This is a genomic window from Streptomyces violaceorubidus (genome assembly GCF_000717995.1).
In the GTDB taxonomy this organism is placed as follows: Bacteria; Actinomycetota; Actinomycetes; order Streptomycetales; family Streptomycetaceae; genus Streptomyces; species Streptomyces violaceorubidus.
The window spans coordinates 107,041-133,454 of sequence record NZ_JODM01000022.1; the positions used below are offsets into that span (position 1 = coordinate 107,041).

Annotated in this window: 25 protein-coding genes and 1 tRNA gene; 11 read left to right on the plus strand and 15 right to left on the minus strand. The window is 72.2% G+C overall.

Features of this window, described 5'->3' with window-relative positions; all coding sequences use genetic code 11:
* Nucleotides 1-78: 78 nt before the first annotated feature.
* The 4 genes from IE94_RS0123555 to IE94_RS0123570 all read right to left on the minus strand — a co-directional run bounded on the left by IE94_RS0123555 (nucleotide 79) and on the right by IE94_RS0123570 (nucleotide 3,957).
* Nucleotides 79-1,143 (minus strand): L-idonate 5-dehydrogenase, encoded by a 1,065-nt coding sequence (locus IE94_RS0123555; RefSeq protein WP_030187716.1) that lies wholly within the window; start codon nucleotides 1,141-1,143, stop codon nucleotides 79-81.
* A complete protein-coding gene (locus tag IE94_RS0123560) occupies nucleotides 1,140-1,901 on the minus strand; it encodes an SDR family oxidoreductase (protein WP_030187719.1) in 762 nt (253 codons plus the stop codon). Before IE94_RS0123560 ends, IE94_RS0123555 begins: the two co-directional genes overlap by 4 nt.
* A gap of 39 nt (nucleotides 1,902-1,940) precedes the next feature.
* The gene (locus IE94_RS0123565) at nucleotides 1,941-3,338 is read right to left on the minus strand and encodes a GntP family permease (RefSeq protein ID WP_030187721.1); all 1,398 of its coding nucleotides are present in this window, start codon (nucleotides 3,336-3,338) and stop codon (nucleotides 1,941-1,943) included.
* 91 nt (nucleotides 3,339-3,429) lie between these two features.
* On the minus strand, nucleotides 3,430-3,957 hold the full coding sequence (locus IE94_RS0123570) for a gluconokinase (RefSeq protein WP_030187725.1): 528 nt from the start codon (nucleotides 3,955-3,957) through the stop codon (nucleotides 3,430-3,432).
* Nucleotides 3,958-4,093: 136 nt separating this feature from the next.
* Here IE94_RS0123570 and IE94_RS0123575 point away from each other — a divergent pair, with 136 nt between their 5' ends.
* Nucleotides 4,094-4,795, plus strand: a complete 702-nt coding sequence (locus IE94_RS0123575; protein WP_030187728.1) for a FadR/GntR family transcriptional regulator — start codon at nucleotides 4,094-4,096, stop codon at nucleotides 4,793-4,795.
* Nucleotides 4,796-4,826: 31 nt separating this feature from the next.
* Here the strand turns inward: IE94_RS0123575 and IE94_RS0123580 are convergent, their stop codons facing one another.
* Both IE94_RS0123580 and IE94_RS0123585 read right to left on the minus strand, forming a co-directional pair.
* Nucleotides 4,827-5,201, minus strand: a complete 375-nt coding sequence (locus IE94_RS0123580; protein ID WP_030187730.1) for a YchJ family protein — start codon at nucleotides 5,199-5,201, stop codon at nucleotides 4,827-4,829.
* Between the two features lie 82 nt (nucleotides 5,202-5,283).
* Nucleotides 5,284-5,371: transfer RNA gene (locus IE94_RS0123585), tRNA-Leu, on the minus strand.
* 173 nt (nucleotides 5,372-5,544) lie between these two features.
* Between IE94_RS0123585 and IE94_RS0123590 the strand changes: the two genes are divergently transcribed.
* The 3 genes from IE94_RS0123590 (at nucleotide 5,545) to chpC (ending at nucleotide 8,220) form a co-directional block, all read left to right on the plus strand.
* A complete protein-coding gene (locus IE94_RS0123590) occupies nucleotides 5,545-6,870 on the plus strand; it encodes a M20/M25/M40 family metallo-hydrolase (protein ID WP_030187732.1) in 1,326 nt (441 codons plus the stop codon).
* Nucleotides 6,871-7,001: 131 nt separating this feature from the next.
* The gene (gene chpH / locus IE94_RS0123595) at nucleotides 7,002-7,235 is read left to right on the plus strand and encodes a chaplin ChpH (RefSeq protein ID WP_003977150.1); all 234 of its coding nucleotides are present in this window, start codon (nucleotides 7,002-7,004) and stop codon (nucleotides 7,233-7,235) included.
* A gap of 178 nt (nucleotides 7,236-7,413) precedes the next feature.
* Nucleotides 7,414-8,220 carry an LAXTG-anchored chaplin ChpC gene (gene chpC, locus IE94_RS0123600; RefSeq protein ID WP_030187735.1) on the plus strand — a complete coding sequence of 269 codons (807 nt, stop codon included), beginning with the start codon at nucleotides 7,414-7,416 and terminating at the stop codon, nucleotides 8,218-8,220.
* 96 nt (nucleotides 8,221-8,316) lie between these two features.
* Here the strand turns inward: chpC and IE94_RS0123605 are convergent, their stop codons facing one another.
* Nucleotides 8,317-8,505 carry a DUF5703 family protein gene (locus IE94_RS0123605; RefSeq protein WP_007388288.1) on the minus strand — a complete coding sequence of 63 codons (189 nt, stop codon included), beginning with the start codon at nucleotides 8,503-8,505 and terminating at the stop codon, nucleotides 8,317-8,319.
* A gap of 47 nt (nucleotides 8,506-8,552) precedes the next feature.
* Here IE94_RS0123605 and IE94_RS0123610 point away from each other — a divergent pair, with 47 nt between their 5' ends.
* On the plus strand, nucleotides 8,553-9,290 hold the full coding sequence (locus IE94_RS0123610) for a hypothetical protein (RefSeq protein WP_030187738.1): 738 nt from the start codon (nucleotides 8,553-8,555) through the stop codon (nucleotides 9,288-9,290).
* Between the two features lie 636 nt (nucleotides 9,291-9,926).
* Here IE94_RS0123610 and IE94_RS0123615 read toward each other — a convergent pair.
* Both IE94_RS0123615 and IE94_RS0123620 read right to left on the minus strand, forming a co-directional pair.
* On the minus strand, nucleotides 9,927-12,134 hold the full coding sequence (locus IE94_RS0123615) for a helix-hairpin-helix domain-containing protein (RefSeq protein WP_030187740.1): 2,208 nt from the start codon (nucleotides 12,132-12,134) through the stop codon (nucleotides 9,927-9,929).
* Nucleotides 12,131-13,117 (minus strand): aldo/keto reductase, encoded by a 987-nt coding sequence (locus tag IE94_RS0123620; protein WP_030187741.1) that lies wholly within the window; start codon nucleotides 13,115-13,117, stop codon nucleotides 12,131-12,133. The genes IE94_RS0123615 and IE94_RS0123620 overlap by 4 nt, the downstream gene beginning before the upstream one ends.
* Before the next feature lie 113 nt (nucleotides 13,118-13,230).
* Here IE94_RS0123620 and IE94_RS0123625 point away from each other — a divergent pair, with 113 nt between their 5' ends.
* Nucleotides 13,231-14,286, plus strand: a complete 1,056-nt coding sequence (locus IE94_RS0123625) for an LLM class F420-dependent oxidoreductase (RefSeq protein ID WP_030187743.1) — start codon at nucleotides 13,231-13,233, stop codon at nucleotides 14,284-14,286.
* 236 nt (nucleotides 14,287-14,522) lie between these two features.
* Nucleotides 14,523-15,311, plus strand: coding sequence for a hypothetical protein (locus tag IE94_RS0123630; protein WP_030187744.1), 789 nt, complete (start codon nucleotides 14,523-14,525; stop codon nucleotides 15,309-15,311).
* A gap of 11 nt (nucleotides 15,312-15,322) precedes the next feature.
* Here IE94_RS0123630 and corA read toward each other — a convergent pair whose 3' ends face one another.
* Nucleotides 15,323-16,318 carry a magnesium/cobalt transporter CorA gene (gene corA / locus IE94_RS0123635; RefSeq protein ID WP_030187746.1) on the minus strand — a complete coding sequence of 332 codons (996 nt, stop codon included), beginning with the start codon at nucleotides 16,316-16,318 and terminating at the stop codon, nucleotides 15,323-15,325.
* Nucleotides 16,319-16,379: 61 nt separating this feature from the next.
* Between corA and IE94_RS0123640 the strand changes: the two genes are divergently transcribed.
* The 4 genes from IE94_RS0123640 to mshC all read left to right on the plus strand — a co-directional run bounded on the left by IE94_RS0123640 (nucleotide 16,380) and on the right by mshC (nucleotide 19,867).
* Nucleotides 16,380-17,066 (plus strand): histidine phosphatase family protein, encoded by a 687-nt coding sequence (locus tag IE94_RS0123640; protein WP_030187750.1) that lies wholly within the window; start codon nucleotides 16,380-16,382, stop codon nucleotides 17,064-17,066.
* Nucleotides 17,067-17,151: 85 nt separating this feature from the next.
* Nucleotides 17,152-17,742, plus strand: coding sequence for a DUF3090 domain-containing protein (locus IE94_RS0123645; protein ID WP_030187752.1), 591 nt, complete (start codon nucleotides 17,152-17,154; stop codon nucleotides 17,740-17,742).
* Nucleotides 17,706-18,536, plus strand: a complete 831-nt coding sequence (locus IE94_RS0123650; RefSeq protein ID WP_051777632.1) for an SCO1664 family protein — start codon at nucleotides 17,706-17,708, stop codon at nucleotides 18,534-18,536. Before IE94_RS0123645 ends, IE94_RS0123650 begins: the two co-directional genes overlap by 37 nt.
* A gap of 101 nt (nucleotides 18,537-18,637) precedes the next feature.
* Nucleotides 18,638-19,867, plus strand: a complete 1,230-nt coding sequence (gene mshC, locus IE94_RS0123655; protein ID WP_030187757.1) for a cysteine--1-D-myo-inosityl 2-amino-2-deoxy-alpha-D-glucopyranoside ligase — start codon at nucleotides 18,638-18,640, stop codon at nucleotides 19,865-19,867.
* Nucleotides 19,868-19,928: 61 nt separating this feature from the next.
* Here mshC and parJ read toward each other — a convergent pair whose 3' ends face one another.
* From parJ to IE94_RS0123680, 5 genes are all read right to left on the minus strand, one after another.
* Nucleotides 19,929-20,936, minus strand: a complete 1,008-nt coding sequence (parJ, locus tag IE94_RS0123660; protein WP_030187759.1) for a filament polymerization regulator ParJ — start codon at nucleotides 20,934-20,936, stop codon at nucleotides 19,929-19,931.
* Between the two features lie 150 nt (nucleotides 20,937-21,086).
* Nucleotides 21,087-22,703, minus strand: coding sequence for a glycerol-3-phosphate dehydrogenase/oxidase (locus IE94_RS0123665; protein ID WP_030187762.1), 1,617 nt, complete (start codon nucleotides 22,701-22,703; stop codon nucleotides 21,087-21,089).
* 18 nt (nucleotides 22,704-22,721) lie between these two features.
* Nucleotides 22,722-24,260, minus strand: a complete 1,539-nt coding sequence (gene glpK, locus IE94_RS0123670; protein ID WP_030187764.1) for a glycerol kinase GlpK — start codon at nucleotides 24,258-24,260, stop codon at nucleotides 22,722-22,724.
* Nucleotides 24,261-24,344: 84 nt separating this feature from the next.
* Complete coding sequence (locus IE94_RS0123675; RefSeq protein ID WP_030187766.1) at nucleotides 24,345-25,139, minus strand: MIP/aquaporin family protein; 795 nt, start codon at nucleotides 25,137-25,139, stop codon at nucleotides 24,345-24,347.
* A 318-nt stretch (nucleotides 25,140-25,457) separates the two neighbouring features.
* On the minus strand, nucleotides 25,458-26,222 hold the full coding sequence (locus tag IE94_RS0123680) for an IclR family transcriptional regulator (protein WP_030187767.1): 765 nt from the start codon (nucleotides 26,220-26,222) through the stop codon (nucleotides 25,458-25,460).
* Between the last annotated feature and the right edge of the window lie 192 nt (nucleotides 26,223-26,414).

Below are 26,414 nucleotides of genomic sequence, written 5' to 3' on the forward strand. Positions count from 1 at the left end.
CTGTCCGTGACGACGGCAGTGGGCCGATACGTCGTGACAAGTCTCCCTGTTGGATGGGGAGTTGCAGGGTTTTGGGGCTCAGGCGGCTGTCGGGGGCGCGTCGAAGTCCAGCAGCACCTTGCAGGACCGGCTCCGGTCCGCGGCCAGTTCGAAGGCGGACGCCGCCTCCCGCACCGGCACCACGGCGCTGACCAGGGCGTCGAACGCGGGCTCGGCCGCGAGCAGACGCAGCGCGTCGTCGAACTCGCCGTCGAAGCGGAACGCCCCGCGCAGCTCGATCTCCCGGCTCACCAGCAGGTTCCCCGCGAAGGGACTCTGCCCCGGGGGCAGCATGCCGAGCTGGACGACTGTGCCGCCGCGCCGCACCAGCCGCAGACAGGTGTCGAGGCCCGCGGCCACACCGGAGGCCTCGATCGCCGTGTCGACGTCCACCGGCCGGCCGGGGTCGTCCGGGTCGTCCGCCCGGACGAGGGTGTCGGCACCGGCGGCCCGCGCGTACTCCAGGGCCGCGGGCAGCAGGTCCGTCACCGTCACGTGTGCCGCACCCGCCGCCTTCGCCGCCGCGACCGACAGGCAGCCGATCGGCCCGGCCCCGGTGACCAGCACATGACGCCCCGCCAGGTCCCCGGCCCGGCGCACGGCGTGCGGGGCGACGGACAGCGGCTCGGCCAGCGCGCCCCGGCGCGGGTCCAGCCCGGTCGGGAGGGCGCGCACCTGTCCGGCGGGGACGACGATCCGCGCCGCGAAGCCGCCCTGGACGTGCGGGAAGCGGGCCGCACTGCCCAGGTACCGGGTGTCCCGGCAGACATTGCGCCGCCCGTCCACGCACTCCGGGCACACCCCGCACGGCGTCGCCGGGTGCACCGCGACGGACGTACCGGCCGCCGGACCGGCGGTGTCCGGGGAGCCGTACGACAGGACCGTGCCGACCACCTCGTGCCCGAGCAGCATCGGCTCCCGCAGGCGGAAGTCGCCGACGCCGCCGTGCCGCCAGTAGTGCAGGTCGGAGCCGCAGACGCCGCCGTAGCGCACGGCGACCAGCGCCTCACCCGGGCCCGGGCGGGGGACGGGCACGTCCTCGACCCGCAGGTCGCCCGCGCCGTGGATCACACAGCCCGGCGCAAGGGCCTTCCCGGCGCTCACAGGACGCTCGTCATTCCGCCGTCGACGTACAGGATCTGTCCGCCGACGAAGTCCGCGGCGGGCGAGGCGAGGAACAGCAGCCCGCCCACCAGGTCCTCCGTACGGCCCCAGCGGCCCGCCGGAGTGCGTCCGCGCACCCAGGCGCTGAACTCCTCGTCCTCGACGAGCGGCCGGGTCAGCTCGGTCTCGATGTAACCGGGGCCGAGACCGTTGACCTGGACACCGAGCGGGCCCCAGTCGGCGCACATGCCCTTGGTGAGCATCTTCAGCGCGCCCTTCGTGGCGGCGTAGGGCGCGATGCCCGGGCGGACCACCTCGCTCTGCAGCGAGCAGATGTTCACGATCTTGCCGTGGCCGCGTTCCGTCATCCGGCACGCGGCCTCCCGCCCCACGAGGAAGGCGCTGGTGAGGTTGGTGTCCAGGACGCGGTGCCAGTCGGCGTCCGCGAACTCCAGCAGGGGCGCCCGCAGCTGCATCCCGGCGTTGTTGACCAGGATGTCGAGCGGGCCCACCCGCTCCTCGGCCTCGGCGATCCCGGCGGACACGGACGGACCGTCGGTCACGTCGAACACCGCCGTGTGGACCTCGCCGGGGAGCCCTGCGGCGGCCCTGGCGAGGCGGTCGCCGTCGCGTCCGTTCAGGATCACCCGGCAGCCGGCCTCCGCGAGGCCCCGGGCCAGCGCCAGCCCGATGCCCCGGCTGGAGCCGGTCACCAGGGCGGTGCGCCCGCCGATGTCGAAGAGGGGGTGGGCCGTCATCGTCGTACTCCCGTTCCTGCCGACTGGTGTGGGGTGCGGCTATATGACCAGGGACAACAGCAGGACCAGGGCACCGGCGACCACCGAGATGATGGTCTCCATGACGGACCAGGTCTTGATGGTCTGACCGACGTTCAGCCCGAAGTACTCCTTCACCAGCCAGAACCCGGCGTCGTTGACGTGGCTGAAGAACAGCGAGCCGGCGCCGATGGCCAGGACCAGCAGTGCGGCGTGCGTGGTCGACATGTCGGCCGCCAGCGGCGCGACCAGACCGGCCGCCGAGACGGTCGCCACCGTCGCCGAACCGGTCGCCAGCCGGATCACCACCGCGATCAGCCAGGCCAGCAGCAGCGCCGGGATCGACCAGTCCTTGGAGATGTCCAGGACCATCTGGCCCACGCCCGAGTCGATCAGCGTCTGCTTGAAGCCGCCGCCCGCACCGACGATCAGAAGGATGCCGGCGATGGGCGCCAGCCCCTTCTCGACCAGGCCGGACAGGCGGTCCTTGCCGAACCCGGCGGGCCGCAGCAGCGTGAAGATGCCGACGATCACCGAGACCAGCAGGGCGATCAGCGGGTTGCCGATGACGTCGAAGGTGCGCTGCACCACGTTCTCCGGGTCGTCGACGATGATGTCGACGAGCGCCTTCAGCAGCATCAGCACGACCGGCAGCAGGATCGTGGACAGGGTCGCGCCGAAACCGGGGCGCTTGTCCAGCTGCTCCGAGGCGCGCTCGGGGATCATGCGGTCGGGAGCCTGGACGTCCACCCAGCGGGCCGCGTACTTCGAGAACACCGGACCGGCGATGATCACCGTCGGGATCGCGATCAGCACGCCCAGCGCCAGGGTCACACCGAGGTTGGCGCCCACCGCGTCGATGGCCACCAGCGGACCGGGGTGCGGCGGGACCAGGCCGTGCATCACGGACAGACCGGCCAGCGCCGGGATGCCGATCCGCATCAGCGAGTAGTTGCCGCGCTTGGCGACCATGAGGACGACCGGGATCAGCAGCACGATCCCGACCTCGAAGAACAGCGGCAGTCCGATGACCGAGGCGATCAGCACCATCGTCCACGGCATGGAACGCGGCGTCGCCTTGGCGAGGATGGTGTCCACGATCTGGTCGGCGCCGCCGGAGTCGGCGAGCATCTTGCCGAGGATCGCGCCGAGGGCGATCAGGACGCCGACGCCCGCGACGGTGGAGCCGAGCCCGGCGGTGAAGCTGGTGATGACCTTGTCCAGCGGCGCACCGGCGAACGCGCCGAGCGCCAGTGACCCGATGGTCAGCGACAGGAAGGCATGCAGCTTGAACTTGGTGATGAGCAGGACGATGACGGCGATGCCCAGGAGCACGGCGATGCCCAGCTGAGCGTGGCCCGCCGAGGTGATCGGCTCGACGGGGTCCGCTGCCAGCATCTCGACGCTGAGTCTGGTCACGGTGGTTCCCTTGCGGTGATGGGGATTCGGGGGAGTACGGGGCCGCGCGCGCGGGAGGCGGCACGACCCCGGGGGATGTGGGTGCGGGGGGTTACCGAGCGGGCTCGGGGAGGTCCTTCAGGGCGTCGAGCGCCCGTGCGGTGATCTCCTCGGGGGTGCCGGCGACGTCCACCGCGACTCCCGCCTCGTCCGGCTGCAGCGGCTGGAGCGTGGCGAACTGGGAGTCGAGCAGGGCCGTCGGCATGAAGTGGCCCTGCCGGTGCGACATCCGGTCCTCGATCAGCTCACGGCTGCCCGTGAGATGCACGAAGACGACACCGGGAGCGGCGGCCCGCAGCCGGTCGCGGTACGAGCGCTTCAGCGCCGAACTGCTCACCACCCCACCGAGCCCGGCCCGCCCGTGCGCCCAGCCGCCGATGGCGTCCAGCCAGGGCCAGCGGTCCTCGTCGGTGAGCGGGGTGCCGGCCGTCATCTTGGCGATGTTGGCCGGGGGGTGGAAGTCGTCGCCCTCGGCGTAGGGAACGCCGAGCCGGGCCGCGAGCAGGGGACCGATGGTGGTCTTCCCGGTGCCCGCGACACCCATGACCACGACGACGTGGGGGGTGTGCAGTTGCTGCATCGCACTCTCGCTGTCTGCTGTCTTCGTCGACACCTGATGTCGACGCAACTGAAACTCATTAGTAGGACAACTTCAAGAGTCTGTGACATATAAGTCTGACTTTTTGTTCCAGTGACGTGCCCCGTACGCTGAGTGCATGAGCACACCGGGCCGGGGCCTGCACGGCCGCGTTTTGGACACCCTCGGCCCCGCGATCACAGCGGGCGCATACCCCGCGGGCAGCGTTCTGCGCACGGACGAACTCGCCCAGCGCTTCGAGGTCTCGCGCTCCGTGATGCGGGAGGCGGTCCGGGTGCTGGAATCCATGCACCTCGTCGAGTCGCGCCGCCGCGTCGGCGTCACCGTCCTGCCCGAGTGCGAGTGGAACGTCTACGACCCGCAGGTCATCCGCTGGCGCCTGGCCGGCTCCGAACGCCCCCGGCAGCTGCGCTCCCTGACCGTGCTCAGGTCGGCCGTCGAGCCGGTGGCGGCGGGCCTGGCCGCACGGCACGCCACGGCGGAGCAGTGCGCCGAGCTGACCGAGTGCGCGCTCGGCATGGTCGCCAACTCACGCGGTCACCGACTGGAGGAGTACCTCTTCCACGACGTGGCCTTCCACCGCGTCATCCTCACCGCGTCCGGCAACGAGATGTTCGCCCGCCTCGGCGGCGTCGTCGCCGAGGTCCTGGCCGGCCGCACCCACCACGACGTGATGTTCGAGGACCCCGACCCGGCCGCCGTCACCCTGCACGTCCAGGTCGCCGAGGCGGTCCGCGCCCGTGACGCGGAGCGCGCGGAGCGGCTGACCCGGGAGATCACGGAGGGCGCGCTTCAGGAGCTGGACATCCTGGCGCCGTAGGCCGCCGGGGTTCGTTCCGGGGGCGGCGTCGTCAGCCGAGGATCTCGCCGTCGACGTACACCCACGCCCCGTCCACCCGCTCGAACCGGCTCCGCTCGTGCAGCGAACCGCCGCGGTAGGACGCCCGGAACGTCACGGTCCCGGTGGTGTGGAAGGCGGAGGCGTCGGCCGTGTCCAGGATCTCCAGGCCGGTCCATCGCATGCCCGGGTCCAGATCGAGCCGCGTCGGCCGGGTCCGCGGGTGCCAGGTGCGCAGCAGATAGCCCGCGTCCCCCTTCACGAAGGCGCTGTAGCGCGAGCGCATCAGGGCCTCGGCGCTCGGTGCGGCGGCGGTCCCGGCATGGAAACGGCCACAGCACCTCTCGTACGGCTCGGGTCGTCCGCAGGGACAGGCAGGGGTGCTCATGGCGCCCACTGTAGTGGCGTGCACCGTGGGGGAAGAACGGCGGATGAAAAGCAGAAAACCCCTGCTCAGCAGGGGTTTCAGCTGGTGTCCGAGGGGGGACTTGAACCCCCACGCCCGATAAAGGGCACTAGCACCTCAAGCTAGCGCGTCTGCCATTCCGCCACCCGGACAAGGTGTCTGTCGCGCGGGTTTCCTCCCGCGGCGACGACGTAAACATTACCAGGCTTTCCGGGGTGGCCGATCACCCCCTCCTTGGGCCCGGAGGGCCCAGGGAGGAGGATGAGGGGGACCCACCAGCAGTGACATCGGCACTGACATCGGCAGTGACAGCGGGAGGAACCACGTGAGCGACTCGGGCACGGCCAGGAGCGTCACCGGCGAGGAAGAGGTCGTCGACCTCTGCCGCGAGCTGATCCGGATCGACACCAGCAACTACGGCGACCACTCGGGGCCGGGCGAGCGCAAGGCCGCCGAGTACGTCGCCGAGAAGCTCGCCGAGGTGGGACTCGAACCGAAGATCTTCGAGTCCCACCCCGGACGCGCCTCCACGGTGGCCCGGATCGAGGGCACGGACCCGTCCCGGCCCGCGCTGCTCATCCACGGCCACACCGACGTCGTCCCGGCCAACGCGGACGACTGGACCCACCACCCCTTCTCCGGGGAGATCGCCGACGGCTGCGTGTGGGGGCGCGGTGCCGTCGACATGAAGGACATGGACGCGATGACGCTCGCCGTCGTCCGCGACCGGCTGCGCAGCGGGCGCAAGCCCCCGCGGGACATCGTGCTGGCGTTCCTCGCCGACGAGGAGGCCGGCGGCACGTACGGCGCCCGCCACCTCGTGGACCACCACCCCGACCTCTTCGAGGGCGTCACCGAGGCGATCAGCGAGGTGGGCGGCTTCTCCTTCACGGTGAGCGAGCAGCGCCGCCTCTATCTGATCCAGACGGCCGAGAAGGGCATCCACTGGATGAAGCTGACCGTGGCCGGCACCGCGGGGCACGGGTCGATGATCCACCGGGACAACGCCATCACCGAACTGTCCGAGGCCGTCGCGCGTCTGGGCCGGCACAAGTTCCCCGTCCGCGTCACCAGGACGACCCGGGCCTTCCTCGACGAACTCGGCGACGCGCTCGGCACCGAGCTGGACCCGGAGAACATGGAGGGCACGCTCGCCAAGCTCGGCGGCATCGCCAAGCTCATCGGCGCCACCCTGAGCAACACCGCCAACCCGACCCAGCTGGGCGCGGGTTACAAGGTCAACGTCATCCCCGGCGAGGCCACCGCGCATGTCGACGGGCGTTTCCTGCCCGGGTACGAGGAGGAGTTCCTCGCCGACGTCGACCGGATCCTCGGACCGCACGTGCGGCGCGAGGACGTGCACGCCAACAAGGCCGTCGAGACGACCTTCGACGGAGCGCTGGTCGACGCGATGCAGTCCGCCCTGGTGGCCGAGGACCCGGCCGCGAAGGCGGTCCCCTATATGCTCTCCGGCGGCACGGACGCCAAGTCCTTCGACGAACTCGGCATCCGTGGTTTCGGCTTCGCGCCGCTCAAGCTGCCGCCGGAGCTGGACTTTGCGGGCATGTTCCACGGGGTGGACGAGCGGGTGCCGGTGGAGGGACTCCAGTTCGGAGTGCGGGTGCTCGACCGATTCATCGACGCGTCCTGATTCGCCCGTGCGTACGGGAGGCGACCGGGACGAGTGAATGCGCTCATAAGCTCGTAGCCTCATTACTCCCTCCTCGTTACAGGTGATGCGATCGGCAATTTTGGGATCGCGTTTGCCAACTAGGAGGAACAATGCTCAAGAAGGTCGTCGCCGCCGCGGCTGCCACCGGTGGTCTGGTTCTCGCGGGCGCGGGCATGGCCGTCGCCGACTCCGGTGCCCAGGGTGCCGCCGTGCACTCGCCCGGCGTCCTTTCCGGCAACGTCGTTCAGGTCCCCGTGCACGTGCCGGTGAACGTCTGCGGCAACACGATCTCCGTGATCGGTCTGCTGAACCCCGCCTTCGGCAACGTCTGCATCAACAAGTGACGTTGTGCCTCGCCCCGTGAGGATCTGATTCCGTCGGTCCCGGAGTGCACGCCATGCGCTCCGGGGCCGACGGCCTTTCGGGGGACATTCGAGGCGGGGGCGCGACGGCGACGCCGGAGTTCCGGCACTCTCGGCATTCTCGGTACCACGGGACCAGGACAAGGCAGGGATTCAGGAAATGCGACAGGTCACCCGCAAGGGCCTGATGACGATGGCGGCGGCCACCGGCGTGATCGCCGCCGCTGGCGGTGCCGCCCACGCGGACTCGGGTGCGTACGGCTCGAGTTCGGGTTCGCCCGGCGTGGCGTCCGGCAACACGGTGCAGGCCCCGGTGCACGTGCCGGTGAACGTCTGCGGCAACACGGTGGATGTGGTCGGCATCCTCAACCCGGCGATGGGCAACGCGTGCGCCAACAAGGGTGGCGGCGCCTCCGGCGGACACGGCGGACACGGCGGCTCGGGCGGATACGGCGACTCCGGGAGCCATGGCGGCTCGCACGGGGGCTCGCACGACGACTCGCACGGGGGCTCCCACGCCGGCGGTCACGCCACGGACTCGCCGGGGGTCGGCTCCGGTAACCACGTCGAGGTGCCGATCGACGTGCCGGTGAACGTGTGCGGCAACAGCATCGACGTCGTCGGAGTCCTCAACCCGGCCTTCGGCAACGACTGCGGCAACGGGGGTGGCGGAGGGGACCACTCGACGCCCCCCGGCGACCACGAGACGCCCCCCGAGAAGCCGGACACTCCCGATAACCCCGACACCCCCGACACCCCGGACAAGCCGTCCGGCCCGGACGGTGAGACGCCGGGCGGTTCCGAGGACGACAACGAGCCGGGCACCCAGACCGTCGCCCAGCCCGGCGGCGACGCGGCGCTCGCCGAGACCGGCAGCGACCTGCCGCTGGGCCTCGCCCTGCCGGTCGGCGCCGGCGCGCTGCTCGCGGGCACGGTGCTCTACCGCAAGGCCCGCGCCTCGGCGTGAGACGGGCACACCGGCACACGCAGCGGGCTCCGCACCGGCGGGGCCCGCTCCGTTTCCGCCTCCGTCACTCGTGCCCGACCGGGCCCGGTCACCGGCTCACCAGGTGGCGCGCACCTGGCGGATGATCCGCCGCCGCAACCGCACCTTGCGGCTGCCGTCGCGCAGCAGGGTGAGGCGGTACAACTCCCAGTGTCCGTACTCGGCATGGTCCGTCAGCTGACGCGTCGCCTCCTTGCGGGTGACCCCGCGCGGTAGGTACACATCGACAAATTCGTATTCCGGCATCGAATCTATTGTGCGGGCTGGGGCCCGGTACGGATAGCGTCTGCACTATGTCTGATGCTGCGCAGCCCACCGCTGCCGAGGTACGCGCCGCCGCCGAAGCGGTCAAGACCGCGCTCGACCGCCACCTTGCCGCGGTCGAACGCCGGTCGGGAGAGGAAGACCCGGCCGTCTACGACGCGTTCAACGAGCTGGCCGCGGCCGCGGAGGCGTACGACGAACTGCTCTACGATCGGTACGACGAGGTCACTCCCTTCGAGATCCCCGGCGAGGACACGCTGCCGCCGTACACGGGCCCCGAGGAACCCAGTGCGCTGAGCGTCCTGATCCGCCGCGACTACGCGGTGGCCGAGCCGCAGCGGCTGATGGCCCAGGCGAGGCGGGTCGAGGCGGCGGACGAGGAGGCGCCGGGCGCGGGGGCCTCCGACACGGTGCACGGAGCCCTCGGCCTGCTCTTCGGCGAGTTCGAGCCGGACGAGATCGCCTCCCGGCACAAGGAGTTCGGTCTGGAGGAGGGCGACTCCACGCTCTGGGTGACGGCCGCGGACGAGAGCGCCGAGCCCGGCGAGTGGCTGGAGGCGCCGTTCGAGCAGGTCGACCCGCAGCGGATGGTCTGCCGTTTCGACGTCAGCGCGGTCTTCGACGAGGACTACGACGACGGCGAGGACGAGGACGAGGACGTAGACAGCGATGCCGAGCTGACGGAACTGGACGCGGACCTCGACCCGGATCCGGACCCGGACCTCGACGAGGACGGTGAACCGGCGCGGCCGGACGCTGACCGCTGAGCCTCACACCCCGCCGACCGGGGATACGACGCCGACGGCGGGCCCGCGGCACCGGCTGCCCGCAGCCGTCGGGGGACACGCGAGCCCCCGAGGACCAGTGAACGTCCTGCGTCGCCCAGCAGCCGCCCGGACCCCTGAGACGCCACCACGGCACGGGACGCGCGTCCCGCGACCGTCCCGGCGAGGTCGCGGCGGGCGGCCGGGAGGTCGGAGAGCTGCGGCGTGCCGGTTCACGGCGAACCTGGCCGTGCCTGGTTCCGACCGCCGTCCCGGGGGCCCCGCCCACGTCCGGCGACCGCCTGGAGGCTCAGGCCCGGCGCCGGGAGCCGGGTTGCCGGGTGACCGGGCCTCTGGTGTGCCGGTTCGCGGCGAGCCCGGCCGTGCGTGGTCCTGCCGCGCCCTCCGGGTCGTGCCCCCCATGTCCGGCGAACGTGCCGGAGGCCCAAGCCGGGCGCCGGGAGACGGGTTGCTGGGCCGCTGGTGTGTCTCTAAGCGGCAGTCTGGTCTTGCGTGGCCCGCGCCAGCCGGGGCTCGCGGTGTTGCGTCTGTCTCCCGGCGGTGGCCGCCCGGGACCGTTGTTCCAGGCGGCCGGGCGGCCGTAGGACCGGGCGGCTGGGCGCCCGGGGGACCGCTGGCTCAGTCGGTGACCGGGATCTGGGGGGCGAGCAGCACCGGGAGTCTGGTGGTGCGCGGCTTGGCCGGGACTTCCGCCACGGCTCGGGGGAGGGCCTGGTCCACGCCGTGCACCACGGACAGGTGCCGTGCGGCCCGGCCGAACGCCGTGTAGATCCAGGGGCGGCTGAGGGCCTGCACGGCGTCGCCGGGCAGCACCACGACCACCGCGGGCCAGCGGCCGCCCAGCGCCTGGTGGGCGGTCAGCGCCCAGCCGTGCCGTACGGACCCTTCCACCCGGTCCCTGGGCACGACCACGGTCTCGCCCGCGCACGTCAGGTGCAGGCCGTCGGCGTCGGCCTTGACCACGCGGCCCGGCAGCACCCGGCCCGGCGCGGGGGTGTGGACGACCCGGTCGCCGGGGTCGAAGCCGCCGAAGCGGCCGGGGCCGGGGTTGAGGCGTTCCTTCAGTGCCGCGTTGAGCGCGCGGGTGCCCGCGGCACCGCCGTGGCCCGGCGTGATCACCTGGGTCTCCTCGGCCGGGACGCCGATGGCGCGCGGCACCGAGTCCGCCACGAGCTGGACGGTGCGGTGCACCGCCTCGCCCGCGTCCCGCACCGGCACGATCACCACCTCCTTGCCGGGCGCCTCCACCTGGCTCAGCTCGCCGATGCCGATGCCGGAGACCAGTTCGCCGAGCGGCCCGGGGTCCGGGCGCCGCGAGGCGACCTGGGGGCAGACCCGTGCCGCCAGCAGGTCCGCGAAGACCCGCCCGGGACCCACCGACCCGAGCACCGCCGGGTCCCCGGCCAGCACCAGCCGGGCCCCGTCCGGCAGCGACTCCGCGAGCAGGGCCCCCGCCTCGACGTCGAGCTGCGGCGCGTCCAGCACGACGAGCAGGTCGAGGTCGAGCGCCCCGTCGGCGTCCCGCCCCGGTCCCTCGACGCCGGTCAGCAGGTCGGCCACCGTGACTGAGGCGGGAGCGGCCGGTCCCGAGGAGGGCGGCTCGGCCGGCTCGGTGCCCAGCAGGGCGGCGAAGCGGTCGCGGCCGAGCGGGCCGGGCGCGGCGGCCCAGGCCCGCAGGCCCAGGGCGTGCGCCGCGTGCAGCAGGGCGGCGGGCTCGGCCAGGGACGCCTCGCCCCCGGTGTGCAGGACCAGCCCATGTCCCGCGACGGCGCGGATCAGCTCGCCCGCCGAGCCCGGCGCGGAGGCCGCCGCCCGCTCCCAGTCCGCCGCGGAGCCGTCCTGCTTGGGCGTCGAGTTGACCAGCCGGGCCAGCCCGTCGGCGAGGCTCTCCTCGGCGAGCGCGTACCGCTCCAGCCCGATCAGCACCCGGACGGGGCGCTCCTCGCCCTCTCCGTCCGTGTCCTCCGTGTGCTCCGAGCGGGCCGCCGACCCGGGCTCGTCCAGGGCGTCCTGGAAGGCGAGCGCCTCGCCCTCGGCGAGGGTGCTCTGCACGGCGGCGTCGGGATCCGGCACGCCCCGCTGGGCCAGCGTGGCGGTGAGCCGCGACAGTTCCAGCGCGGTGTGCCCGGCCAGGGCCGCCTGCTCCAGGAGCCACACGGTGACGGCACGGCCGCGCCGCTCGTCGTCCGGGCCGCACTCGGCGCCGAGCAGCGCGCGGGCGAATCCGTCGGCCTGCTCCGGCCGCACCCCGCCGACCCGGAGCAACTGCCAGGGGTCCGCGCGCAGCGCGTCCTGCGCGCCCTCACCGAGGAGCGCGGCGGTCTGCGGCGCGAGCGCTTCGGGGGCGCCGCCCTCGGCGAGCACCCGCCGCACCGACTGCACGGCCTCCGGCGCCGGTCCCGCGGGCCCGGTGGGCGCGGTGGCAGGCCCGGCGGGCGCCGGACGGGGCGGGCGCACCGGCTCAGGAGCCGGGCGGCGCGCGGGCTCGGGGGCGCCGAAGACCGCGGCCGCCGGCTTCGCACCGCTCTCCACGGCGCGCACGGCGGCCAGCAGATCGGCCGCCGTGCCGCTGAGCTTGCCCCCGGCCTCGATCGGCCCCTGCTTCTCCGCCTTCCGCCGCTCGATCCGCTCCCGCTCGATCCGCTGCGCGGACAGCTCGGCCTCGACCTCGGACAGCTGCCTGGCCGCCTCGCCCCCGTCCCCGGCGGGCTCACCCGGCCGCGGGTCGGAGGCGGACCCGGCCGCCTCCACGGTGCCCGGGGTCTCCGACCCGGTGTCCACGGCGTCCGTGGTGTCCTCGGTGGCGGGCTCGGGCTCCGTGCTCACAGCGTGCTCCAGTCGTGATCGGGATAGCGGTGCATGGGCGCCGACACGTCGTCGAGCGCCCGGCAGATCTCGTCAGGAAGACTAAGGGTCTCCACTGACAACGCCGCCGTGAGCTGCTGCGCGTTGCGCGGGCCGATGATCGGGGCGACCACCCCGGGCCGGTCGCGGACCCAGGCCAGCGCCACCTGGAGCGGGGTCACCGCGAGCCCGTCCGCCGCCGTCGCCACCGCGTCCACGATGTGCCCCGCCGTGTCGTCGAGGTAGGGCTCGACGAACGGGGCCAGATGGTCCGAGGCGCCCCGCGAGTCCGGCGGCGTGGCGTCCTTGCGGTACTTGCCGGTGAGCACCCCGCGGCCCAGCGGGGACGAGGGCAGCAGCCCGACGCCCAGGTCCAGCGCGGCCGGCAGCACCTCCCGCTCCACGCCCCGCTGGAGCAGCGAGTACTCCATCTGGGTGCTCGCCACCCGGTTGCGGACACCGGGCGCCGCCAGCTGCCAGGTCGCCGCCTTCGCCAGCTGCCAGCCGCAAAAGTTGGACACCCCCGCGTAGCGCGCCCGGCCGCTGCTCACCGCTACGTCGAGGGCGTGCAGCGTCTCCTCCAGCGGTGTGTCCGGGTCGAAGGCGTGCAGGTGCCACACGTCGACGTGGTCCGTGCCCAGGCGGGCCAGCGAGGCGTCCAGCGCGGAGAGCAGATGGGCGCGCGAACCGTCGAACCTCCGGTCGGGATCCGGAACGCTGCCGGCCTTCGTCGAGATCACCAGGTCCCGCCGCGGCACCAGGCCCTCCATGAGGCGGCCGAGCAGGTACTCCGACTCGCCGTCGCCGTAGACGTCCGCGGTGTCGACGAGCGTCCCGCCCGCTTCCCAGAAGGTCTTCAAGAGGTCCGCGGCGTCATGCTCGTCCGTGTCCCGGCCCCAGGTCAGGGTGCCGAGACCGATGCGGGACACGCGCAGGCCGGTGCGGCCGAGATGCCTCTGCTCCATGAACGCCGACATTACTGGCCACGGCCGGCACTGTGGGGGCCTGTGGACAACCGAATTCCGCGCGCTAAGGTCGGGGCACCAGCCACGTTACTGATCGGTAAGGGGAATCGGCCATGCAGCTCGGGATCAACCTCGGCTACTGGGGTGCCGGAATGGACGCGGACAACCTGGCCGTCGCCCAGGAGGCCGACCGGCTCGGATACGCCGTGTGCTGGGCCGCCGAGGCATACGGCTCGGACGCGGCCACCGTGCTGACCTGGGTCGCCGCCCAGACCGAGCGCATCGACGTGGGCTCGGCCATCTTCCAGATCCCGGCCCGCCAGCCCGCGATGACCGCGATGACCGCCGCCACCCTGGACTCCCTCTCCAAGGGCCGCTTCCGCCTCGGCCTCGGCGTCTCGGGACCGCAGGTCTCCGAGGGCTGGTACGGCGTCAAGTTCGACAAGCCGCTCGCCCGAACCCGCGAGTACGTCGAGATCGTGCGCAAGGCGATGACCCGGGAGCGGCTGTCCTACGAGGGACAGCACTGGACGCTGCCGCTGCCCGACGGCCCCGGCAAGCCGATCAAGCTGACCGTGCACCCGCAGCGCGAGCACATCCCGCTGTACATCGCCGCGATCGGCCCGAAGAACCTGGAGCAGACCGGCGAGATCGCCGACGGCACCCTGCTCATCTTCCCCTCCGCCGACCACCTGGAGGAGACCGCCGTCAAGCACCTGCGCGCCGGACGCGAGAAGGCCGGCAAGACCCTCGACGGGTTCGACGTGTGCCCGACCCTGCCGCTCGCCCTCGGCGAGGACAAGGACGTCACCACCCTCGCCGACACCTTCCGCCCCTACACCGCCCTCTACGTCGGCGGCATGGGCAGCCGCAAGCAGAACTTCTACAACCAGCTCGCCCGGCGCATGGGCTACGAGCGGGAGGCAGCCGAGATCCAGGACAAGTACCTGTCCGGCGACAAGCAGGGCGCCGCCGAGGCCGTACCGCACGAGCTGATCGACCGGACGACCCTGCTCGGTTCCGTCGACCGCATCGCCGACCGCATGAAGGCCTACGCCGCGGCCGGTGTCACCACCCTCACCCTCGCCCCCGCGGGCTTCACCCTGGACGAGCGGCTCGCCGCCCTCCGCGCGGGCACCGAGGCCCTGGAGCGCGCCGGACTGGCGTAGCCGTCGCCGGGGAGGTTCTGCGGCCGTGGTGGGGGCTCGGGGGTCTTCCCCGCCACGGCCGTCACGGGGAACAACGCGCCCGAGCGCGTGGGGTTACGCCCCCCTCCTGCGCCCGCTGTCCTTCGTTCGGCGGAGTTCTCCGGCGCACCTGTTGCCGCGCCCCCTCGTGCGCACTTGACTCGTGCTCGCGGAGTGTGCGGAACCCGCGGACCACGCAGCGGCAGAGAGGTGCCCCGATGCTTTCGGCCAAGAGCCTTTTCCAGGAGATCCTCGACAACGACGAGTCGTTCCGCCTCTTCTGCTCCATCGCGGCCAGCGGCGAGTCCCAGGGCGGCTGGGAGAACGCGCGCATCGCGGCGCTGGTGCCCCAGAGCGAACGCGCCCTCGCCCCCAAGATCACCCGGCACGGCGCGGACGAGGACAAGCACGGCCGGATCTTCAACGCCCTGCTGAAGAAGCGCGGCCTCGAACCCGTCGAGGTACCGCCCGAGACCGACTACACGATGCTCCTGGAGCGGCACGGCATCGGCCTCGCCCACGAGAAGCTCAAGGCCGACCAGCCCCTCACGGTGCGGGACGTCATCACCTACCTCGCCCACAGCAGGGTCACCGAGCAGCGTGCCGCCGAGCAGATGGCGATGCTCCTCAAGTACTTCTCCGACCACCCCGACCTGGGCCGTGCGGTCCGGATGATCTCGGCCGACGAGGACAACCACCTCGCCTACTCACACGAGGAACTGCTGCGCTACGCCGCCGCCGGGCACGGCCCGTACATCCGGCGCACCCTGCGCCAGTGCGCGCACGCCGAGATCCGCGTCCACCGCGACGTCAGCCTCGCCGTGATGGCCCGCATGGGGCGGATCCTCGGCTGGTCCCGCGCCAGGTCGGCGCTGCTCGCGGCGGGCATCCACGCGATGTACGCCGCCGAGCGGCTGGCCGGCTGGCGCCGCATGGTGACGCTGCGGACACCCGAACGGCGCGACGCGCTCGGCGGACCCGCGACCGCGGCCCCCGAGCTCGCCTGAGCGCACGGCCCCTACAGCCAGCCCCGGCGCTTGAACTGCCGGTACAGCAGCACCTCCAGGACGGCCATCAGCGCGATCACCGCCGGATAGCCCCACACCCAGTGCAGCTCCGGCATGTGGTCGAAGTTCATCCCGTAGATCCCCGCGAGCATCGTGGGGACCGCGGCCATGGCCGCCCACGCGGAAATCTTCCGCATGTCGTCGTTCTGCCGGACGCTCGTCTGCGCCAGGTGCGCCGACAGGATGTCCGACACCAGCCGGTCCAGGCTCTCCACCGACTCGTTCACGCGCGTGAGGTGGTCGTTCACGTCCCGGAAGAACGGCCGCGCCCGGTCGTTCACGAACGGCACACCGCCGCCGTACGCCCCCGTGCCCGCGAGCCGGGCCAGCGGGGGCGCGAGCGGGCCGGTCGCCCGGCGGAACTCCAGCACCTGCCGCTTGAAGGTGTAGATCCGCGACGCGGTGTGCCGGGAGCCGCCGCCGTCCGGCGAGAAGACCTCCGCCTCCAGTTCCTCCAGGTCGTTCTGGAGCTCGACCGCCACGTCCAGGTAGTGGTCGACGGTGGCGTCCGCGATCGCGTACAGCACCGCGGTGGGACCCTTGCCGAGCAGCTCCGGCTCGTGCTCCAGACGCCGCCGCACGGCCTTCAGCGGAGAGCCCTCGCCGTGCCGGACGACGACCGCGAAGGCGTCGCCCAGGAAGATCATCAGCTCGCCGGTGGAGACCTCGTCGCTGTCCGGCTCGTACACCACCGGCTTGAGGACGGCGAACAGCGAGTCGTCGTACACCTCCAGCTTGGGCCGCTGATGCGCCTTGAGGGCGTCCTCCACCGCCAGCGGGTGCAGCCCGAACTCCTGGCTGACCAGCTCGAACTCGGCCTCCGTCGGTTCGTGCAGGCCGATCCAGACGAACCCGCCCGCCTCCCGCGCCTCACCGAGCGCGTCGGAGAAGTCCTCGGGCCCGTCCGTGCGGTGCCCGTCCCGGTAGATGGCGCAGTCGACGATCACCGAACCCATTCTCCCCTCGCCCCGGCGCCCCTGTACCGCGCCGTACGCCTACCCTGGCCGCATGCCCACGCTGATCCTGGTTAGGCACGGACGTTCCACCGCCAACACCGAGGGGCTGCTCGCCGGCTGGACGCCCGGCGTCGCCCTCGACGAACGCGGCGCCGCACAGGCCGCCGCGCTCCCCGGGCGGCTCGCCGGCCTGCCCCTGTCCGAGATCGTCACCAGCCCCCTGCAACGCTGCCAGGAGACCCTCCGGCCGCTGCTCGACGCCCGGCCCGGGCTGCGGGCCCACACCGACGAACGGATCGGGGAGTGCCACTACGGCGACTGGTCCGGCCGCAAGCTCGCCGAACTGGGGGACGAGCCCCTGATGGAGGTGGTGCAGGCGCACCCCTCCGCCGCGGCCTTCCCCGGCGGCGAGTCGATGCGCGCCATGCAGACCCGCGCCGCCGAGGCGGTACGCGAGTGGAACGCGCGCGTGGAGCGCGACCACGGCCCCGACGCCGTCTACCTCATGTGCTCCCACGGCGACGTCATCAAGTCCCTCGTCGCCGAGGCACTCGGCCTCCACCTCGACCTCTTCCAGCGGATCTCCGTCGAACCGTGCTCCGTCACCGCGATCCGCTACACCCGGCTGCGCCCGTTCCTCGTCCGCCTCGGCGACACCGGCGACTTCGCCTCCCTGGCCCCGCGCGAGGAGCCGTCCGGCGACCAGGCCCCGGTCGGGGGTGGTGCGGGCGCACCGTGATCGTCCGCCGCAGTAGGGTGAACCGGTCGCGGCAGTGACCCCGATCCCGATCTTCCGCTTTCCCCGACTCCCATGGAGACAGGACGTGTCCCGTCAGGTGTTCCTCTACGACCAACCGGAACGTTTTGTGGCCGGTACGGTCGGGCTGCCCGGGCGCCGTACGTTCTTCCTCCAGGCCTCCGCCGGCTCCCGGGTGACCAGCGTGGCCCTGGAGAAGACCCAGGTCGCCGCCCTCGCCGAGCGCATGGACGAGCTTCTGGACGAAGTCGTGCGGCGCAGCGGCGGCAGTACCGCCGTCCCCGCCACGGCACCCACCGGGCCCGCCGACACGGCGCCGCTGGACACCCCCGTGGAGGAGGAGTTCAGGGTCGGCACCATGGCGCTCGCCTGGGACGGCGAGGACCAGCGCATGATCGTCGAGGCGCAGGCCCTCGTGGAGCTGGACGCCGAGTCCGAGGAGGACCTGGCGGAGGCCGAGGAGCGGCTTCTCCAGGACGAGGAGAACGGCCCGCCGATGCTGCGGGTCCGCCTCACCGGCGCGCAGGCCAGGGCCTTCGCCAAGCGCGCCCTCGACGTCGTCAACGCCGGGCGGCCGCCGTGCCCGCTGTGCAGCCTCCCGCTCGACCCGGAAGGACACGTATGTCCGCGCCAGAACGGATACCGCCGCGGAGCGTGACCACCGACGCGGCGGCGGCCGAGTTGCTCGCCCGGGGCGAGCTGACCGTGCGCGGACGCATCCGTGACGCGTCCAACGCGGCGCTGTACTGCACGGTGGCGCACGAGGGACGCGAGGCGGCCTGCGTCTACAAGCCCGTCGCCGGTGAGCGCCCGCTGTGGGACTTCCCCGACGGCACCCTCGCCCAGCGCGAGGTCGCCGCCTACGAGGTCTCCGAGGCCACCGGCTGGGGCCTGGTGCCCCCCACCGTGCTGCGCGACGGCCCCTACGGCGAGGGCATGGTCCAGCTGTGGATCGAGACGGTGCCGGAGACGGAACTGCTCGCCCTCGTGGACGAGGAGGAACCCGGCCCCGGCTGGAAGGGGATCGCCCTCGCGGAGGTCGGCGAGGGCCGCACCGCGCTGCTCGTCCACGCGGACGACGCACGCCTGCGCCGGCTCGCCGTGCTCGACGCCGTGATCAACAACGCCGACCGCAAGGGCGGCCACCTGCTGCCCGCGGCGGGGGAGCGGCTGTACGGCATCGACCACGGGGTCACCTTCAACGCCGAGAACAAGCTCCGCACCCTCCTGTGGGGCTGGGCGGGCGACCCGCTCACCGGGGAGGCTCTGGCGGTGCTCGACATCCTCAGGCAGGCACTGAAGGACGGCGGCACCCTGGCGATCCGGCTCGCCGCGCTCCTCACCCCCGCCGAGGTCGACGCCACGCGCGCGCGGGTCGACGCCCTGCTGGCCTCGGGGAAGCACCCCGAACCGAGCGGCGAGTGGCCGGCCATCCCCTGGCCGCCCGTATAGGCCCCGACGGCATACCGGCCGCATCCGCGCAAGAGCGCCTTACCGGCCATCCGGCCCGGTCCGGTTCGTGTACGGAACATCCGTCCGGTTAGGCTCATGACATGCATGCCTGGCCCGCTTCCGAGGTCCCCGCCCTGCCTGGTCAGGGCCGCGACCTGAGGATCCACGACACCGCGACCGGCGGCCTCGTCACCCTCGACCCCGGTCCCGTCGCCCGTATCTACGTCTGCGGCATCACGCCGTACGACGCCACCCACATGGGGCACGCGGCGACCTACAACGCGTTCGACCTCGTGCAGCGCGTGTGGCTCGACACCAAGCGGCAGGTCCACTACGTCCAGAACGTCACCGACGTCGACGACCCGCTCCTGGAGCGGGCCGTGCGCGACGGGGTCGACTGGACCGCCCTCGCCGAGCAGGAGACCGCCCTCTTCCGCGAGGACATGACGGCGCTGCGGATGCTCCCGCCGCGGCACTACATAGGCGCCGTGGAGGCCATACCCGGCATCGTCCCGCTCGTCGAGCGGCTGCGCGACGCGGGCGCGGCCTACGAGCTCGACGGCGACATCTATTTCTCGGTCGAGGCCGACCCCCACTTCGGCGGCGTCTCGCACCTCGACGCCGCCGCGATGCGGCTGCTCTCCGCCGAGCGGGGCGGCGACCCCGACCGGCCCGGCAAGAAGAACCCGCTCGACCCGATGCTGTGGATGGCCGCCCGCGAGGGCGAGCCCAGCTGGGACGGCGGCACGCTCGGCCGCGGGCGCCCCGGCTGGCACATCGAGTGCGTCGCCATCGCCCTCGACCACCTCGGCATGGGCTTCGACGTCCAGGGCGGCGGCTCCGACCTCGCCTTCCCGCACCACGAGATGGGCGCCTCGCACGCCCAGGCCCTCACCGGCGAGTTCCCCATGGCCAAGGCGTACGTGCACGCCGGCATGGTCGGTCTCGACGGCGAGAAGATGTCCAAGTCCAAGGGCAACCTGGTCTTCGTGTCGCAGCTGCGCCGCGAGGGCGTCGACCCGGCCGCCATCCGGCTCACGCTGCTCGCCCACCACTACCGCTCCGACTGGGAGTGGACCGACCAGGTGCTGGAGGACGCCCTCGCCCGGCTGGAGCGCTGGCGCGCCGCCGTCTCCCGCCCCGACGGGCCGCCCGCCGACGCCCTGGTGGAGCAGATCCGCGAGGCCCTCGCCAACGACCTGGACTCCCCGGCCGCCCTCGACGCGGTCGACCGCTGGGCCACCCTCCAGCAGGACTCCGGCGGCACCGACACCGGCGCCCCGGGCGTCGTCTCCCGCGCGGTGGACGCCTTGCTGGGCGTGGCGCTGTAAGCAGGCGCACAGACAAGGAAACAGGGGCCGCTTCCCGGGAAGCAGCCCCTGTTTCCTTCGCTCAGTCCTCCGACGACTCCTCGTCGTCCCCGCCCGCCTTCGGCGGCTTCGGTGGCCGCGTCCGCCCACCGGGGTTGTCCCGCAGGAACGGCGCCCCGGCCGGCCCGTCGCCGCCGTCCGCCGTGGCGTGCCCACCAGGGCCCCCGGGGCCGGGCCCACCCGTCCCCGACCCGTCCCGCCGCCGCAGATACCGCTCGAACTCCCGCGCGATCGCCTCGCCCGAGGCCTCCGGCAGCTCCGCCGTGTCCCGGGCCTCCTCCAGCGACTGCACGTACTCGGCGACCTCGCTGTCCTCGGCGGCCAGCTGGTCCACGCCCACCTGCCAGGCACGCGCGTCCTCGGGCAGCTCGCCCAGCGGGACCCGCACGCCGATCAGGTCCTCCAGCCGGTTCAGCAGGGCCAGCGTGGCCTTCGGGTTCGGCGGCTGCGACACGTAGTGCGGCACCGCCGCCCACAGCGACACGGCAGGTACGCCCGCGTGCGTGCACGCCTCCTGGAGGATCCCGACGATGCCCGTGGGCCCCTCGTACTTGGTCTCCTCCAGGTCCATCCGCCGGGCCAGGTCGGCGTCCGACGTGGTCCCGCTGATCGGCACCGGACGGGTGTGCGGGGTGTCGCCCAGCAGGGCGCCCAGGACGACCACCAGCTCGACGCCCAGCTCGTGGGCGAAGCCGAGCAGCTCGTTGCAGAACGAACGCCAGCGCATGGACGGTTCGATGCCGCGGACGAGGACGAGGTCGCGCGGCTTGTCGCCGCCGACGCGGACCACCGACAGCCTGGTCGTCGGCCAGGTGATCTTGCGTACGCCGTCCTCCATGAACACCGTGGGACGGTTGACCTGGAAGTCGTAGTAGTCCTCGGCGTCCAGCGCCGCGAACACCTCGCCCTTCCACTCCCTGTCGAGATGCGCGACCGCCGTGGAGGCGGCGTCACCGGCATCGTTCCAGCCCTCGAACGCGGCCACCATGACCGGGTCGACCAGCTCGGGAACCCCCTCGAGCTCGATCACCCAGCGCCTCCTTCCGACGTGCCCTCGCGTACCCCCCAACCTTACGGCGTGGCGAGGGGCCGCCCGCAGCCCCCTTGCACGGGGCAGTGAACGGATCACTGCCCCGTCCCGGGGGCCCGGACACCCGCCGCACGGCGCCGGACGAGGGCCCTACTTCTTGTCGAGCACCTCCTGGACCTGAGCGCGGACCTCGTCCGTGGCCAGACCGCGGATCGTCAGCGTCGTACGGCGGCGCAGCACGTCGTCCGCCGTCTCGGCCCACTCGTTGTCCCGGGCCCACACGACCTGCGCCCAGATCTCCGGGGCGTCCGGGTGGACCCGCCGCGCCAGCTCCGGGCTCTCGTTCGCGAGCCGGGCGATGTCGAAGGCGAGCGAGCCGTAGTGCGTGGCCAGGTGCCTGGCCGTGTCCGCCGCCATGCGCGGGCCGGGCGCCGAACCGTCCACCAGCAGCCGGTGGGCGACCGCGCGCGGGTTGGCGACGCCGGGCAGCGGCAGCTTCTTCGGCAGCGACGCGATCGGCTCGAAGTCGTCGCCCAGCGGGTGGCCCGGCAGCGCCTCCAGCTTCTTCATCACCGTACGGCCGATGTGGCGGAAGGTGGTCCACTTGCCGCCCGCGACGGACAGCATCCCGCCCCGGCCCTCGGTGACGACCGTCTCCCGCTTGGCCTTCGCGGTGTCGCCGGGACCGCCCGGCAGCACGCGCAGCCCCGCGAAGGAGTACGTGATCAGGTCACGGTCGAGCTGCTGGTCGCGGATGGAGAACGCGGCCTCGTCGAGTATCTGGGCCACGTCCTTGTCGTTGACCGCCACGTCCGCCGGGTCGCCCTCGAACTCCTCGTCGGTCGTGCCGAGCAGCAGCATGTCCTCCCAGGGGAGGGCGAAGGTGATCCGGTACTTGTCGATCGGGGTGGCCAGCGCGGCCTTCCAGGGCGCGGTGCGCTTGAGCACCAGGTGAGCGCCCTTGGAGAGCCGGATCGACGGCGCCGCGGCCGGGTCCTCCATGCGGCGCAGGTGATCGACCCAGGGGCCGGTGGCGTTGAGCACCAGGCGGGCGTTCACCCCGAACTCGTCGCCCGACAGCCGGTCCTTCAGCTCGGCGCCGGTCACCCGGCCGCCTGTGAAGCGCAGCCCGGTGACCTCGGCGTGGTTGAGGACCACCGCGCCGGACTCGACCGCCGCGCGGACGGTCATCAGGGCCATGCGGGCGTCGTTCATCTGGTCGTCGCCGTACACGGCCACGGCCTTGAGGTTGTCGGTGCGCAGCTCCGGCACGTCCTGCGCGGCCTTGGCCGGGGAGAGCAGGTGGCCGACGCCGTCGCCGAAGGCGGACAGCGCCGAGTACGCGAAGACACCGGCCCCGAGCTTCGCCGCGCCGTGCGGCCCGCCCTTGTACACGGGGAGGTAGAAGGTGAGCGGGTTCGCCAGGTGGGGAGCCACCTGACGGGAGACCGCACGGCGCTCGAAGTGGTTCTCCGCGACCAGCTTCACCGCGCCGGTCTGCAAGTAGCGCAGGCCGCCGTGGAGCAGCTTGGAGGACGCGGAGGAGGTGGCGCCGGCGAAGTCGCCGGCGTCGACCACGGCCACCCTGAGACCGGACTGCGCTGCGTGCCAGGCGGTGGAGATGCCCAGGATGCCGCCGCCGATCACGAGAAGGTCGTACGACGCCTTGGAGAGCTGCTCCCGGGTCTCGGCCCGGCTCGGGTTCGAGCCGGAGGCCGGGTGCGTGCCCAGGGCAGGCACGGACTGCAGGGTGGACTGAGTGGTCATGGTGGTTCTTGCTCCTCGTCAGCTCTCGTCGTCGATCCAGCCCATGGTCCGCTCGACGGCCTTGAGCCAGCTCTTGTACTCACGGTCGCGGGTCTCCGCGTCCATGCGGGGGGTCCACTCGGCGGCCCGCCGCCAGTTGGCGCGCAGGTCGTCGGTGCTGTTCCAGAAGCCGACGGCGAGGCCGGCGGCGTAGGCGGCACCGAGGCAGGTGGTCTCGGCGACCATCGGGCGCACCACGGGGGCGTCCACGAAGTCGGCGAGGGTCTGCATCAGCAGGTTGTTGGAGGTCATGCCGCCGTCGACCTTGAGGGCGGTCAGCTCCACGCCGGAGTCCTTGGTCATGGCGTCCGCGATCTCACGGGTCTGCCAGGCGGTGGCCTCCAGCACGGCGCGCGCGAGGTGCGCCTTGGTGACGTACCGGGTCAGACCCGCGATCACACCGCGGGCGTCGGAGCGCCAGTACGGGGCGAACAGACCGGAGAAGGCCGGGACGAAGTACGCGCCGCCGTTGTCCTCGACCTGCATCGCCAGGGTCTCGATCTCGGCGGCGGTGGAGATCAGGCCCATCTGGTCGCGCATCCACTGCACCAGCGAACCGGTGACGGCGATCGACCCCTCCAGGGCGTAGACCGTGTCCTGGTCGCCGATCTTGTAGCCGACCGTGGTCAGCAGGCCCGAGTAGGAGTTGATCAGCTTGTCACCGGTGTTCATCACCATGAAGGTGCCGGTGCCGTAGGTCGACTTGGTCTCGCCCTCGGAGAAGCAGGTCTGGCCGAACAGGGCCGCCTGCTGGTCGCCGAGCGCGGAGGCGACCGGGATGCCGCCGAGCAGTTCGCCGAGGCGGCCGCCCTTGATCTCGCCGTACACCTCGGCGGAGGAGCGGATCTCCGGAAGCATCCGCATCGGCACGCCGATCGACTCGGCGATCTTCTCGTCCCACGCCATGGTGTGCAGGTTCATCAGCAGGGTGCGGGAGGCGTTGGTGACGTCGGTGACGTGCTTGCCGCCGTTCACGCCGCCCGTGAGGTTCCAGATGACCCAGGTGTCCATGGTGCCGAAGAGCAGGTCGCCCGCCTCGGCGCGCTCGCGCAGGCCGTCGACGTTGTCGAGCAGCCAGCGGGCCTTGGGACCGGCGAAGTAGGAGGCGAGGGGGAGGCCGGTCTCGCGGCGGAAGCGGTCCTGGCCGACGTTGCGGCCCAGCTCCTTGCACAGGGCGTCGGTGCGGGTGTCCTGCCAGACGATGGCGTTGTGGACGGGCTCACCGGTGTTCTTGTCCCAGACCAGGGTGGTCTCGCGCTGGTTGGTGATGCCGATGGCCTTGATGTCGTCGCGGGTGATGCCGGCCTTCTCGACGGCTCCGGCGACGACCTCCTGGACGTTGGTCCAGATCTCGGTGGCGTCGTGCTCGACCCAGCCCGGCTTGGGGAAGATCTGCTCGTGCTCCTTCTGGTCGACGGAGACGATGCGCCCGTCGCGGTCGAAGACGATGCAGCGCGAGGAGGTCGTGCCCTGGTCGATGGCGGCGATGAAGGGCCCTGCGGTGTGGGCGTCGGTCACTGTGTGCTCCTGGGGTTCCGTGGTGGGTGGCCGGTGCTTGCGGCGCGTGGTCTGCGGCTCGATGATCGCCGAGCGGGGGCCCGCTCAGGCGAACGCGACGTTGTAGACACCTCCGGCGATCGCACCGCCGATCAGCGGACCGACGACCGGGATCCAGGCGTAGGACCAGTCGGAGCCGCCCTTGTTGGGCAGGGGCAGCAGGGCGTGCACGATGCGCGGGCCGAGGTCGCGGACCGGGTTGATCGCGTATCCCGTCGGGCCGCCGAGCGACAGACCGATGGAGACCACCACGAGGGAGGTGATCAGGGCGCCCAGGACGCCGAGGCCGTTGCCCTGGTCGTTCAGGCCCTGGGTGAGGATGGCGAGGAGCAGCACGAAGGTGCCGATGATCTCGGTGGCGAGGTTCTGGACCGTGTGCCGGATCTCCGGGCCGGTGGAGAAGACGCCCAGGACCGGGCCGGCGCCCTTCTCCTGCGCCTCGACCGACTTGGCCGCGGTGTCCTGCGCGCCCGGACCGCCGACGATCTCCCGGTCGGTGAGGTGGGCCTGGAACTGGCCGTAGTAGGCGATCCAGACCAGAACCGCGCCGATCATGGCGCCGAGCAGCTGACCGGCGAAGTAGGTCGGCGTGTTGCTCCAGTCGCCGTCCTTGATGGCGATGCCGATGGTCACGGCCGGGTTGAGATGGGCTCCGGAGAGCGGACCCGATATGTAGGCCGCCGTCATCACGGCGAAACCCCACCCGAAGGCGATGGCGAGCCAGCCGGCGTTGCGTGCCTTGGAGGCCTTGAGCGTCACGGCGGCACACACACCGCCGCCGAGCAGGATGAGTATGGCGGTACCGATGGTCTCGCCGATGAAGATGTCGGAGCTGGACACCCGCGACTCCTTTGTCCTTCGTCCAGGGAAAGCCGAACCCCCGGGTCCCTCCGGGTGTTCCGGCGCCCTCGGTATGAGAGCGATGGCCGGCCCTTGGCACTGTCACACTCTAACGCGTATTGCCGGTAGGTGTTCGACAATGCCGACCGATGGACGCGAGTCTCGTTCGGCGTCACGCGTGCGTCAAGAGCTGTGTTATCGAAAGCACGATCGTTATTGATCGTCAGGGGTTATCGATCTGCGCCGGCGAGCGGTCCCGCCCGAACGCGAAGGGCCGGAACACCCTCGGTGTCCCGGCCCCGGTGTCGACGGTGCGCCCTAGAACCGCCCGGCGCCCAGGTCGCGCGACACCGCGCGGGCGCAGTCCCGCACCGCCGCGACCAGCTCGGGCCGCAGCTCCCCCTCCCGGCACAGCCGTTCCACGGCCCCGGTGATGCCGACCGCGCCGACCGGCATGCGCCTGCGGTCGTGGATGGGGGCGGCGACGGAGGCGATGCCCTCCCAGGTCTCCTCGACGTCGGCGGCGTACCCGCGCGCGCGGGTGATGTCCAGGACGTGCTCGAAGCCGTCCGGCTCGCAGACGGTCCGGTCCGTGAACGCCTTGCGCTCGGCCTCCAGCGCCTCGCTGTGCGCGACCGGGTCGTACGCCGACAGCACCTTGCCCAGCGCCGTGGAGTGCAGCGGCTGCATGGCCCCGATCTCCAGCACCTGCCGGCTGTCGTCGGGCCTGAAGACGTGGTGCACGATCAGGACGCCCTGCTGGTGCAGGACCCCGAGGTGGACGCTCTCGCCGCTGGAGCGGGCCAGGTCGTCCGTCCACACCAGGGCGCGGGCCCGCAGCTCGTGCACGTCCAGGTAGGTCGTGCCCAGGCGCAGCAGTTCGGCGCCCAGCTGGTAGCGCCCGGAGGCGTCGTCCTGCTCGACGAAGCCCTCCTGCTGGAGGGTGCGCAGGATGCCGTGCGCGGTGCCCTTGGCCAGACCCAGCGACGAGGCGATGTCCGACAGGCCGAGCCGCCGCTCGCCGCCCGCGAGCAGGCGCAGCATCGCGGCCGCCCGCTCGAGCGACTGGATGTTCCGTGCCATCGACGTACTGCCTCCGTCCCCTTCGACTGCCGCCCTCGGCGTCGCTGACACCGTTCGGCAATGCCGAACACTACCGGTCGATGCCGACCTCCCGCTAGGGCCTGTTGCGAAAGTGGATCTTGTTCGTTGATGATCACGTCCTGTGAGACGTGGGGATCTGACGAATGGCCAGTGGGCCCGGCTTGAGCCTCT